10 protein-coding genes are annotated in these 12,852 nt (G+C 64.6%); 2 read left to right on the top strand and 8 right to left on the bottom strand.

Annotated features, from left to right (window positions below; genetic code table 11):
• On the top strand, positions 1 to 907 hold a 907-nt coding region (locus Q7W02_16470), incomplete at its 5' end, for a transposase (protein ID MDO8477756.1).
• A gap of 678 nt (positions 908 to 1,585) precedes the next feature.
• Here the strand turns inward: Q7W02_16470 and Q7W02_16465 are convergent.
• The 8 genes from Q7W02_16465 to Q7W02_16430 form a co-directional block, all read right to left on the bottom strand.
• Positions 1,586 to 3,493, bottom strand: coding sequence for a hypothetical protein (locus Q7W02_16465; GenBank protein ID MDO8477755.1), 1,908 nt, complete (start codon positions 3,491 to 3,493; stop codon positions 1,586 to 1,588).
• Between the two features lie 639 nt (positions 3,494 to 4,132).
• Positions 4,133 to 5,149, bottom strand: coding sequence for an ElyC/SanA/YdcF family protein (locus Q7W02_16460; protein MDO8477754.1), 1,017 nt, complete (start codon positions 5,147 to 5,149; stop codon positions 4,133 to 4,135).
• Between the two features lie 517 nt (positions 5,150 to 5,666).
• Positions 5,667 to 6,317: a hypothetical protein gene (locus Q7W02_16455; GenBank protein ID MDO8477753.1), complete on the bottom strand. Its 651-nt coding sequence runs from the start codon at positions 6,315 to 6,317 to the stop codon at positions 5,667 to 5,669.
• Positions 6,314 to 7,441: a sigma 54-interacting transcriptional regulator gene (locus tag Q7W02_16450; GenBank protein ID MDO8477752.1), complete on the bottom strand. Its 1,128-nt coding sequence runs from the start codon at positions 7,439 to 7,441 to the stop codon at positions 6,314 to 6,316. Before Q7W02_16450 ends, Q7W02_16455 begins: the two co-directional genes overlap by 4 nt.
• Positions 7,442 to 7,623: 182 nt before the next feature.
• Positions 7,624 to 7,875, bottom strand: a complete 252-nt coding sequence (locus tag Q7W02_16445) for a hypothetical protein (GenBank protein MDO8477751.1) — start codon at positions 7,873 to 7,875, stop codon at positions 7,624 to 7,626.
• A gap of 417 nt (positions 7,876 to 8,292) precedes the next feature.
• Positions 8,293 to 10,566, bottom strand: a complete 2,274-nt coding sequence (locus tag Q7W02_16440; GenBank protein MDO8477750.1) for an AAA family ATPase — start codon at positions 10,564 to 10,566, stop codon at positions 8,293 to 8,295.
• A 309-nt stretch (positions 10,567 to 10,875) separates the two neighbouring features.
• Positions 10,876 to 11,340 carry a hypothetical protein gene (locus tag Q7W02_16435; GenBank protein MDO8477749.1) on the bottom strand — a complete coding sequence of 155 codons (465 nt, stop codon included), beginning with the start codon at positions 11,338 to 11,340 and terminating at the stop codon, positions 10,876 to 10,878.
• 138 nt (positions 11,341 to 11,478) lie between these two features.
• The gene (locus Q7W02_16430) at positions 11,479 to 11,658 is read right to left on the bottom strand and encodes a hypothetical protein (GenBank protein ID MDO8477748.1); all 180 of its coding nucleotides are present in this window, start codon (positions 11,656 to 11,658) and stop codon (positions 11,479 to 11,481) included.
• 75 nt (positions 11,659 to 11,733) lie between these two features.
• On the opposite strand from Q7W02_16430, the gene Q7W02_16425 reads away from it, so the two are divergent.
• The gene (locus tag Q7W02_16425) at positions 11,734 to 12,681 is read left to right on the top strand and encodes a hypothetical protein (GenBank protein ID MDO8477747.1); all 948 of its coding nucleotides are present in this window, start codon (positions 11,734 to 11,736) and stop codon (positions 12,679 to 12,681) included.
• Positions 12,682 to 12,852: the final 171 nt, after the last annotated feature.

The raw sequence follows: 12,852 nt of genomic DNA, 5'->3' as shown, positions 1-12,852 counted from the left end.
GCGGATGATGCAGCAACTCCTCGCCGGGGTGTCGACGCGCCAGTACGAGGCCAGTCTCGAGGCGCGACCGAGCGGGTGGCGCACCCGCGGCAGTAGCAAGAGCGCCGTCAGCCGGACCGTGGTGCGGCGGACCCGGCAGCGACTACAGGAGCAGCTCACGCGGCGCCTGGAGGGGCTCGAGGTGGTGGCGCTGTGCATGGACGGCGTCGTGGTGGCGCAGCAGACGGTGATCGTCGCCCTGGGGATCACGCGCGACGGGACCAAGGAGCCGCTGGGGCTGCGCCTGGGCGCGACGGAGAACGCCGTGGTGTGCACCGAGCTGCTGCAGGACCTGCTGGCCCGTGGGCTCACGCTCGACGGGCGGGTGCTGTGCGTGATCGACGGGGGCAAGGGGCTGCGCAAGGCCCTCGGCGATGTCCTCGGCGACGCCGCAGTGATCCAACGCTGCCAGTTGCACAAGGGGCGCAACCTCGCCGCCCTGGTACCGAAGGCCCGGCAGGCCTACGTCCGGGCCGCCCTGCGCCGGGCGTATCAGGCGGCCGGCGCGGCGGCGGCACGCCGGCAGCTGACGGCGCTCGCGACCTGGCTGGAGCGCAACGGCCACGCCGACGCCGCGGCCAGTGTGCGCGAGGGGCTGGAGGAAACGCTCACGGTGCTGAAGCTGGGGCTGCCGCCGATGCTGCGCCGCTTCTTCGCCACGACGAACTGCATCGAGAATCTCATCGGGACGCTGCGCCACGTCACGCGGAACATCACGCGCTGGCGCGACGGCGACATGCGCCGGCGGTGGCTCGGGCTCGGCCTGCTGCGCGCCGCCGAGCGCTTCCGGCGCATCAAGCGGCATGGAGAGCTGGGCGTGCTCGTGACCGCGCTCGGCGCCGCGAAGGCCCCGGAGCGCGCCGCGTGAGTCATCGTGGCTACCGCCGGCGAAAACGCGAGGGCCACAATTGGCTCAGGAGCGATCTTCTCGAGGGGGGCCGCTATGTCGGTACCCTCCTCCGCGCCGTGAACTGAGGGTATGATGCCCTGCCGCCGCGCTCAGCCAAGTTCAACAGCGAGCGGGACAACTCCTCACCGGACGCTTACCCGGTCAGTGGCTCTCGTTTGTATTGGTAGGCCATGTCGCAATTGTACTGAAAAACCGACAGAGTGTCGCAATCCGTCTATCCACAGGCCTAGGGAAAATGCGGCTCCCCGCAGCGGGGCAGGGGAGGGGATGTCGTACTTTTAGGTGGAAGGCGACAGCTTCAGGGGTGGCGTTAGACTGGGAGAGGGCGAGGCAGGGCAGGGGAGACGCGCGCAAAGACATCCTCGAGCCTTTCCTCAGCCGACACCGGCAGTACCGCGATCGAGTCATCGCGGTGGCCCTCTGCCAGGGCACCGCCTCGCACTACGTTGAACGTCAGGGTACGGGTTTCTTGCTCGTGTGCCGGGTGTGTGGTTTCCCTATCCGTTAGGCGATCACCTGTTACAGATCGGGTACAGTTCGGAGCGAAGGTCGGCGAACACGCGGTCAGCGTCCCAGGCCTGATTTGCCGTGTACGCGAACCGGCGCTCCTGGTCCGGAGACAGCGGTTCACGCGACTTAAGGCTTGCGTTCCGATTCGACAAACATTGGGAATTCGCGTTTGATGATTGTCAATAACGCTCCCTTCGATGGCTGCTTCTGGGACGGCGCAGAAACAGGGAGGTCCTTACCCTCAAGTAGCACGGGGAAGTGCGCCAGAACGAATCCCTGACGGCCTCTACTGAAATCGATGACAAGGTCGCCATTTGAAACCCGAAGATTCATCGGAAATGCGTAAAGCGCGTCCGCTCGATACTTACCGAGGACGCGGCTCACATCGACATGTTCCGGTGAGAGTTCCGACTTCCGTGAGGAGATCAAAGGTAGCTCGATCGACTTCCCCGAAAGCCGAAAATACACTCTCTTGACAGGTAATTCGCCCTCGTCCTGACTCAGCACCGTAATCAACATGACGCCAAATCCTCCGAGTGCACCATACTCTTCCGCTGAACTGGGGTACGCGATATCGAAGAACCCAATTCGAGCGAGTGGAGCATGGGCATCGAGCTTCGACGCTGCGTCATGAATCTTCTCCCACATACGCGCGTCGCTCACAGCTGCAGAAACGGCGCCTGGCGATCTTACGCCTGAACGCGAGGCTCTCTTGTCAGTGGATTCAGCGAGGATGTACTTTTGATCCAAGTGCCCACGTCCGTCAATGCCTGTGAAGGTGACTGTCCACTGTTGATCGTTGAGTGTACGTGCAGTCAGCTTGAAACGCCCCAAGTCGTGGCTTAGTGACACCTCAAGTAGATCCGGCACGTCGAAGAGTATGCATGTGTCGTCCTTGTATCTTCGCGTGGCAAACAGCGCCTCTGCAAGTCTTGAGAACTCGCGTTTATCGATGTAGTACGTCTCACGCCCCGATGGGTGGAAGTGAACAAACCGTTTGTATGCGATCGACACCCAACCTTGGCCGGCGCTAAAAGCGGACGTAAAGTCACGTTCTTCGGCCGAAGTCGTCTGCTCAATATCGAACGCTTCGCCAAGCGTATGCAGGTCTAGGCGCTTTGATACTTCGGGTTGGATGCCGAGGGATAGCGCTTCGAAAACCCGCTTCCAGCGTTTTGCACCCTCGTCAAAACGGAAAAGAACCACGTTTGGGAACTCTCGGTAGGGCGGATTGATCGCCACGGCTGATATGCCGTTGACCGGACTGGTGATCGAGAGCACTCGTAGAGACGACATCCCTGGGAACTCTTTCACCATGGCATCGATAGCGAGGCGAGCTTCCTCAACACTGAGATCAGTGTGAGATTCGGGAGTTGACGTACCTTTGGATGGTATAGAGGGCTGATGCAACCAGGCCGTGAAGAGCGCAAGCAGCCCAAGGGTAAGGATCGCTAGATAGCCGGTATAGAGTGCCCATGGCGTATTGGCACGCGGAAAAGGGATGTGTCTTTGGACTCGCGGTGTTTGAGGAAATGTCTGTTCCAAAAAAGGCTTCCAGCGATCCTCCATGTGGCTTTTATCAAAATACTCGCTGTGTGTGTAGTGAAACTCCTCCTGAATTAGTCTTGTATGATGCGCACGGAATCCAGAGATTCCCGATGGACCAGTTCCTCGGACAAACCATTTGACCAGACGTGCCCACCTGTCCCTTGTGCCGTACTCATTGCGGACGGCCTGCACTTGCCCGCGAGCGATGATCTCAGGCCATGGAAAATCGGACGAAAGAATTGATCCGCATAGTATGACTTTATCGAACCGAACAAAGTCGTACTTCAGTAGGGCATTTCCAAGAATGTAACTGCCGAAACTGTGCGCCACGATAGATGGAAGCTGGTCCGAGCTGGCCTTCACCTCTCTGTCCTGCATTTCCTCTCGATACGTCTTGCGAAACCAACGCACTTTAGCGGCACGCTGCCATGAGAGCAAGAAGAGGATGATACCGAACCGGCCGAAATACCAACGATCGAGGCGCACTTGCCAACCCCAGACGTGCGCTAGTTCGGCGAAGCCGCGTTGCCAGTGGGCCGTGGTGCGTATTCCGTGAAGAGGAAAAACGACGCGAGCCCATCGTTGCTGGTGAGGAGCGGTCATCGCGGAGACTTCGCTAGGCGGAGCGTAGGCAACATTAGCACGCTCCCGCGGCGTTCGCCCCCTCGTGAGCCCCGTCCCTGTGACATAATCTCCCTACTCAGACGCCGACCGCCCGAGGAGCCGCTGGCACAGACAACTACGCGATTTCCCGCGCGAAGATTTCATGGTGGAGGGTAAGGGATTCGTAACGCCCGAACCGCCAAGTAGCAGTGATTTAGCAACTCCTTCCCGGCCCCACGCGGCACCAAGCGGCATCCCGCGTCCACCGGCGTCCACGGTTTCCGATCCTACACCATCGCCCGACAGCCCGCCTTCCGCGGCCGCGCCCCGAAGCGCTGAGCCCCGAGAGCAGAAGCAAGAGGGAGGCCCCCCGCGCCCCGACTCGACCGACAGGCAGGGTCCGGCTGATGGGTTGGAGGAGACATGAACACCCTCCGGCGGCGTTCGCCCCGTCCTTGGGCGCCGCAGCGCTGCGGACAAGAGCGAGGTGCCGGTCGAGATTGACCCCGAGAATCGCGCAGATTACAAGCTTGGGCGGTCGAGCGGTCGACGTTTGAACATGTCTAGGAAGACTTCGTAGACCATGGACTTGACGTACATCCTGTCCTGTTTCGCTTGGTGGTCATCATGTAGGCCTTCAGCACCGACAAGTACAATCTCTACAACACCTCGACCACCGAGCGCATCAGACCATCTATCCAACTCCTGCGCGATACGCATCAAATGGAAGGTTGAGCTAACGACAAAGAGCCGATTCGGCATTGTCAACGACAGATAGCTGCTGTTAAGGAAGTGCGCAAAGTTGGTTTTCGTGTCGCTCGATTGAGACTCGACCTCGACGCGAAAGCGTTTATGGTGATCGAGAACCGGGTCGCGCTCGACGAGTGAGGAAAAGTAGACTTCCATCTCGCGGGCCTCGTTCGGAATGGTGGCCGGAGCCCCAGGGTTCTTACCAGCAAATACAACTCGAAACGAAGGGCTTAAGTGGATCAAGAGCCTTGCGGCCGCATCGACTCGAGAGTAAAGGAGAGTGGGTGTCTGACAGCCCACGACAAGCATGACGTTGTTCTGGCTCGCGACAACACTCTCGCGAAGCGCGTCAAGCGAGCGGGGCTCGTAGCCAAGGTGCTGCACCACGAAGTGGCAATAGCCTAGGGCACGCTTGAGGAAAGTTGGTTGGAGCACGGAACGATAGTGAAGCTGCGTTACCACCGCGGCAGCGGCGTCGGCGATATAGGCCCAGACATCGTTGGGATCTACAGGTAGACTAACTGCCTTTGCGGATTCAGTTTGTGTTCGCTGGGTGCTCTGCAGGGACGCCTCAAAGGTGGCAAGCAGCTCGGTCAAGAATCGACGCTGGCTTGAGTGCTGAAACTCCCGAAAGTCCAGGAACCGCCAGTCGGATGTGAAGTCGCGGGGGGTATAGGTCGATATGGTGGTGAGTGAACGTACATAGTACATTTGACCCGGAGTGTAGAGCGTTGGCCCCTTCTTAGGCAAGAACGTGGGTAACGCTGTGACTTTGGTCCACTCACTCACGGTGAGAAAATCGTCTTAGTTGGCCGGTTCGCCCGGGTGGGATTTGACGGGTAGTTTGGGCGTGAACGCGTGCCAACGCCCCCCAGAACGGCCCTAACGCGGGGCCGGCGGCGGCGGGTTAAGTGATCGTTCTCATTGGACGGCGTTGGGTGACGTCGGGGCAAGCACTAGCCTCATAACCCAAAGGTCGCTGGTTCAAATCCAGCCCTTGCAGCGCGCCCGCGCCGCCCTGCCTATGCCCAGAGATGGATACGCCGGCTCAGGCCGGCGCCAGTGAAGCGCCGAGCCGGCGGGCCCGGCGCCCGCAGGCGGATCGCGGCAGAGCCTGCTCACGCCGGGCGCTCGCACGCTGTACCTCCTGCACGACGCCCTCGACCTCACCGACGAACGCCGGCTTCGCCCCCGACGTGCCGCACCAGGTCGAGCGCAGGTCTGGGCACGCCTCAGGGTTGCCAGCACCTGCCGGCTGCCGGTCGCCGCAGGTCGCCCATCGAACGGCTCCGGCGCGTCGTCGCCCCTACTCGTCCTCCTCCCCTCCCGCCTCGCGTTCCCGAAGCGGATACGGGCCGACATAACCGCTCGCGGGGACCCGGCGCGCGGGCGCGCCGCTGCCCTCGTTCTCCCCTGTAGACACCACCGCCCTCATGCGCAGATCCTTCGCCTCCGGCCTGAGCCGCGCGGCGATCTTCGATGCCTGCCGCGTCACGCCGAGGCGGTCGGGCGCCGCTTCCTCGGCCGAGAGCAAGGTCGTCCCCAGCAGGAAGTCGGTGTCGAAGAAGAACCGGTCCACGATCGCGCCGACGTCGATGCGCTCGATCTCGTACGGGCCGACCTGGTCGCCGGTGGCCCCGTCGTTGTGCAGGTCGCAGTAGAGCTGCAGGCACGAGTAGAGCACCAGCCAGTGGTAGTCGGTCAGCTCGTAGCGCCGGCGCTCGTCGCGGCTCGCCCTCCGTAGCCGGTCGATCACGCGCACGAGCTCCCGGCGCGTGAAGAGCGGGACCAGCTCCGGGAACAGGTCACGGTACGCCGCCTCGAGCTCACGCCGCTCCGCCCTCGTCGGCCGGTACCGCGCCTGGTAGCGGACGAGGTGCACCTCGCGCGTGTGCGCCAGGGCTTCGTCGACGATGGCCAGGAAGATGGCATCGGGGTCGTCCTGGAACACGATCATCGGGGTCCTCGCGTGGCCATCGGTGCTGCGGGCAGGCTACCGCCGCGCCGGGCCGCGATCAAGGATGCGTGTTCATCCGGTTCATCCACCGTCCCGTCGGGCGTTTGTAGCACATACCACGCGCCCCGCCCGCTGCCGAGCCGGCGCAAGAGCCTCCGCCCGACCAGCGAGGCCAGCGTGCGCCGCGCGGCTTCCCTCGAGATCCCACAGTGCGCCATCAGAGCGCCTCGGCGCACCTCACCACCAGTAGACGCCAACCGCAGGGCCTCGACCTCGTACCGGTTGAGCGTCGCCGCGGTCACCGGGACGGCCACGCGGGCGGTCGCTGCCGGCGCCGCCGGCGACCGCCGCAGCGAAGGGAGCCTCACGTCCTCCGGCTGCACCACCCCGCGACGCCGCACGGCCATGGCCCGGTGTACGACCCGTTCCAGCTCGCGCACGTTTCCCGGCCAGGGGTCCGCCTCGAGCACGGCCAGCGCCTGACGCGTGAACCCGTCGACCGCGAGCTGGTCCTCGCGATTGTACCGCACGCGGAAGTGCTCGACGAGCAGCGGGATGTCCTCCCGCCGCGCCCGCAGCGCCGGCACCTCGAGGACGGCCCCCCACAGGCGATAGTAGAAGTCCTCCCGGAAGCTCCCGAACTCGACCGCCGCCTCGAGGTCGCGATGGGTCGCCGCGATCACGCGCACGTCCACCCGCGTGCCGCGCGTGGCGCCCACGGCCAGGCCTTCCCCGGCCTGGAGGAATCGCAGCAGCATGGTCTGGGCCCGGGGCGACAACTCGCCGATCTCGTCGAGGAACACGGTGCCGCCGTCCACGCGGGTGAGGAGCCCCTCCTTCTTCCCCACGGCGCCCGTGAAGGCGCCGCGCTCGTGCCCGAAGAGCTCGCTCCGCAGGAGCTCGGGCGTGAGGTCGGCGCAGTTGATGATCTGGAACCCTCGCGCGCGTCGCCCGCTCAGGCGCTGGATCGCGGCGACCACGAGCTCCTTGCCCGTGCCGGACTCGCCCCGGATCAAGACCGGGAGGTTCGATGAGGCGAAGTCCTCCATCTCCCGGAAGAGCGCCTGCATCGGCGCGCTCCGGCCGATGATGCCGTGAAAGGAGGGAAGGTCCGCACCCGCCATCCGTGCCCAGCTCCCGTCGTCCCGGTGGTCTCCACCGGTGGACAGAGAAACGCCCAGCCGCACGAGGGGTTGCCCCGGAGGGCTGGGCGCTGGGCACTACTTCAGCAACGGATCCCGCGGGCCTCTGGCCGCTATGCCCCGATCCAAACGAGATGGTTCTTACCGTCGCTCGCGCTCATCCGTCAATGCCCACTCTTCCGTACACCTGGGTGTCTGCTCTTTGGTACACCGGGCCCGATGTCGGGCCGGCGCGCCTGCCCTCGGCGCCGCTGGACGAAGACGACGGCCTGCTCCAACGTGCTAATCCGATACGGCACGGTAGTCGTCTCGTCGCAGCCTCGACACTTGATCCCGAGCCCCTCCGCGGTGAACGTGCCGTGGTGCTTGCCACAGAGGCACAGCAGTTTGCGGCTCTCCTCCTCCGGCGTCGCCATCCCCGATCTCCTCGGGCGAGAACACAAGAGCCCAGAGCCACGGCTCACGCCGTGTGTTCTGGGCTCTGGGTGCTCGAGTCCTGGACGACCGGGCTCGGGATCGGCTGCTCAGCAGATCCGACCGCTGGCCACTCCTTCAGTGAGTCCTCCCGCCGGAACGCGCCTCCTCTGGGCTCCGTTCCCCCCGTGCAAGTGGTTGATCATCTCGCGGCGGAGGGGACTCGGGGGCATCCTATCAGGAATAGCGCTGAAGCGGGGCCTTCGCCTGGGGCTCACCCGTGGATGCCGGTTCGGGATACCTCGCAGCTTATTGGAGATCAGGACCGCGGGCACGCCGAGCTGGTCTGCTGGGGCGTCATGCCGAGCGGCATGCTCCGGCATCCGCTGTTTCTTTGCGTGTGGTCAGGTATCTCGCGACTAGCACCCGCCTGTGAGCTCGAGGGTGAGCTTCACCTTCCCCTGCAGTTCTATGTCGCTGATCTGCTCTGTGGCCGCGTTCGGGTTCTCGCCGTGGTGATACCGCTTCGTATACTCGTTGAGGTCTTCGAGGTCGTCATACAGCGGCAGCAGCTGGTGGCCAGCGCCGGCGTTGCGGATTTTGCCAATCATGACGCCGAGCGTGTCGTCGTCGGCGAAGAGGGCGCCGCCCAGGATCTTGCAGTAGCTTTCCAGGACGGGCCGGATTTTCTGGACGACGTCGCGCGGTTCGCCCTTGCTGTCGTGGTAGTAGTCCAACAGCACCGTGCGCTGCGCCTTGTAGGCGGCCTGCGTCGCCTCCGCGATGTCCAGTTCGATCATCGTGGTGTCGCGCAGGCCGACCCGGGTCAGTTTCAGACACTTCCGCTCATCGGGCGGAAGTCGGTCCCAGATCCTCTTCAGAAAATCCTGGTCGTGTGAGAGCACGACGACCTGGGTGCAAACGGCCCCGCACCGCTTGATCTTCTGGATCGTGCAGTCCTTGCGGAACGCATCCTGGCTGTTGAACGGATCATCGAAGATGACCGACTTCGCGGCCTTGTCAGGGTCGTGCTCGAGCTGGGCGAGGAAGAACGCGAGGGCCAGCGTGCTCTTGTCGCCAGAGCTCAGAGTGTTTCGAAAGCTCGGCTTGTCGAGGGCGGTGTCGGCGTTGCCCAGCTCGACGGGCGTGTCGTTGATGACGATCTTGTAGCTCGAGCTGACCACGCCCCCCGCGTAGCTGGGCGCCGTGCCGGTGATGCGGAATCCCGCCTGGAACTCGTCGAGTAGCCGGTTGATGGTCTTCTCGTACTGCCCCATCACCTGCTGGGCGTACTCGTCGAGCTTCTTCCTGACGGTAGCCTTGTCGCGTTCGATCGCGTCCTTCTGGACGAGCGTCGCCTCGAACTCCTGGCAGGCGGCAGCGCCGGCCGGCTCATGGCGAGCCTTCACCGCCTGCAGGCGGGTCAGCTCGTTCTGGACGGTTCGGATGTCGGCCGCTTGGGTGGCGGCCTTCTTGGCCGCGATGACTGCATTCGTCGAGGCAACAGTCGCGTTGTAGGCGGCGGCCCCCTCCTGCAGGCCGGCAAGAGAGGCCTGTGCGGCGGTGAGGGCGTCACCGGAAGCAATGGGCTCGAGCGGTGAAGCCGCCTTGCGGTCCAGAAGGGCAAGCGCTGCCTGCCGGAGCGCCCGGATGCTATCCCCTGTCCCGCGAACCATCGCTGGAGTGGCGATCTCACAGTAGGCCGACCAGTACTCGACGGCCGCGGTGTTCTGGTCCAGGGTTCTTTCGACCGCCGCGATCGCCCGGTCACCGAGCGCGGTGTCGACCTGTTCTCGGAGAGACGCGATCTCGCGGCGAAGGGAGTTGTATGCTTCGCTGAAATACGCCTTGTACATCGCGATCAACGCCACGCCCTCAAGTGCCTGCCCGCAGAACGGGCAGGCCTCGCCTCGGACGTAGTCCAGGCCCTCAGACAGCCAGGCTTCGCCCCGGTCGTGCATGGCGTGGGCCCCGATCTGCGCAGTCACGTGCCGCTCGGCGTCGGCCGCGACACCCTCGATCGTTTTTGCCAGCAGGCCAGCGATCCCAGCCGGCAGGGCGGGGAGCGTCAGCGTCGAAAGAGCCGCGCGGGTCTTGATCTGATCCGCCTGCCTGACGGCGGCCAGCCCTCTCTCCTGGTCGGCGATCTTGCCGTCGATCGTCGGGTCAGCCGGCAGCGCGACAAATGCCTCGGGGGTCAAGCCGTGCGCGAGGGCCTGGACCCCCGCACGCTTGTCGCGGATCTCCGCGCTCTTGTCGCGGCTGGCGGTATCCAGGTCTTCGATCTGCCGGGCGAGATCCGCGCCCTGCTTGCCAACGATAACGCCATAGAGCTTGCGCTTGTGATCGAGTTCGACGGCCTCTCCGGAATAGACGTTCTCGACCACAAAGGTGGCGTCGAAGATCGAGAGATTGGGGACGGGGGTGTTCCACGCGCCGTTGGTGAACGTCGCGGTCGAGCCGTCTGCCAGAAGGATCTTGATCTCGGCCGGGTCGGCGACGCCGAGCGTGGTGCGTCCCGTCACCAGCGTCGCTTCGCCCGTCTGGAGCGAGCGGAGAATCGCGCAGAGGGTCGTCTTGCCGCGGCCGTTCTCAGCGAAGATCAGGGTGTGGCGCTTGAGCTCGACATCATTGGAGGCACCGTAGCTCAGAAACCGACCAACGTTCCTGATCGATATGAACTTGCGAAGCATCCTTCGTTACCTCCGGGCGGCCGTTCCGCAATCCTGCTCCCGCGCGTCTTCCCGTAGGAAGGCCGCCACCGCCTGACGGGTCACCCGAAAATACCCGATCGGCAACGCCAACCGTGGTGTAACGGATGATCGCGGCCGAGGCGTGCGGGAATTTCTGCACGCCGACGGCCGCGCCGAGCGCGAGGGCACAGCGTTCCGCGCCGGTCACCGGGGCCGAGCCGTGCGCCGTATCCTGCACGGCGAAGGCCCCGCCGGCGACCGACGGCATCACCGCGCGCCGGCCGGCCGCGCGCGTCGTGGCGGGCGCGACTACACCGCCGCCGCTCGGCGCGCGTGGTAGGCCTGCCAGATCCGCCGCCACTCCTGCGCCGTGACGGTCCGCGTGTCGGTGTGCTGCACGTGGTAGAGCCGCGCCCCCACGCGACCGAGCGCGCGCGGGCTGGCGTGCTCGACCGCGGCCAGGAGCGCGCGGGCCGGTCTGCCCAGCGCGACGTGCGCCTCCAACGCCTGCTTGCGCAGGTGGTAGTGCGACCACGCGACGCCCGCCTGATCGCACGTGAGCCCGAGCGCGTAGAGCCGCCTGCCAAGCGCCGCAAGCGCCTCGAGGGATGGGCAGCCGTCGATCGCCCCGATGATGCCGCGGTAACGTCCGCCCTGCCGCGCCTCCCACGTGTCGCGCGTGCCGCACGCCGGGCAGGCCGGCAGCTTCGGCGAGTCGTTGTCGACCTCGCAGACTGCCCTGCAGACTGGGCAGGCCGTGGGCTCAGGGTGCACCGTTCCCAGGGCATGCCACTGACAGCGGGCAGGGCATCCGCGCCGTCCGCGTGCACGGCCCACCGTGCAACGCGACCCGTCTCGTCCACCTGCTCGACGTCATCGCCGAGCGGCTGCGCAGCGTCAAGGGCGTCGGCGTCAGGCACCGGCTCGACGAGCGCCACCCGATCGTGGATCGAGGATGACGAAGGGAAGCTCCGCGGCGTAGAGCTGCTCCGCCAGCCGCACGCCGAAGCTGGTCTTCCTGCTGCCGCGCTTGCCGAAGACCACGAAGGTCTGGGTGAGGGCGTCGAGCGGCAGCGACAGGGTCCAAGCCAAGCCGCAGAGATTTCACCGACCACCCCAGTTACTCGAATTGATTGATCGTCGGTCGAGTGGTAGCCTGCGGAGGCTATGCCGCTCTCGGCGGTCGATCTGCATAGGCGCCTGAGTTTTATCAAGTATCTCTACAGGCAGGCACTGGCCCAGTCTCGTAGGCCATCTCCGCTGGAGGCGGCCGCTTCCATCCTGACGTTTCACGATGCCGTCGAGGCCTTTCTGCATTTGGCGGTCGAACATTCCGGCGCCCAGGTGAAACCGCGTGGTCCTGACTTCCTGGAATACTGGAGCCTGCTTGCGCAAGCCGGATGCCACCTGAGTCCCATAGGACCCCTCAAGCGGTTCAATGACGTCCGTGTCGGCCTCAAGCACCGAGGGATCTTCCCCTCTCCCGAGGAGATCGAATCTGCGAGGGTCAACGTGACCACCTTCTTCGAAGACAATACGCCGCGCGCGTTTCGGCCCCTCGCGTTCGCGGAAGTCTCGCTCGCGGAACTCGTGACCCTCGATATTGCAAAGGCTGCCCTCATACGCGCCGACAAGCTGATGACGGAGCATCAGCTCGAGTCCGCGCTGCAGCAGATCGCCTTGGCAGGCTATCGACTCTTTCGCACCTATGCGAAGGATCCGCTCGGCTCCCATCGATTCCCGTCTTCCCACCTGCACATGGACATGCACCGGCTCGCCCGGAGCGGGAGACGCGGGGATCCCAATAACGAGTTGCAGGGCGAAATCAACGAAGTCGCAGATGGCGTCAATCGTGTCATCGAAGCGGTCGAGGCTATCGAGCGTACACTCGAAATCTTGACCCTCGGCATCGACTTCCAACGCTACCGACGCTTCCTCGAGCTCACGCCCCACATAACGGAAGATGACCCTCGCAAGGATGAGGCCGTCTTTCACGTCAATCGCCGGCGCACTAACCCGCCCACGATCGACGAGGTTCGGTACTGCTACGATTTCGTCATCGATGCTGCGTTGCATCTCCAGGTCCGTGCAGGCCATGCCGGAATAGGATCCTAATTTTGGCTCTGCCCCGACCCCGCCGGGGCGGACCGTAGTCAACATGAAGGCCCTATGCGCCCTGGCTCCCCCGTGCCCGCACCCCCGTCCCCAGGCCATCAGGCCCCCAGCCCCGCACGCCGCAGCCCCGCTGGAGCAGCCGCAGGCACAGCGCACATGAGCCTCCTGGCG

This window comes from Candidatus Rokuibacteriota bacterium (assembly GCA_030647435.1).
GTDB lineage: Bacteria > Methylomirabilota > Methylomirabilia > Rokubacteriales > CSP1-6 > AR37.
This window is presented reverse-complemented; position numbering and strand designations above follow the sequence as displayed.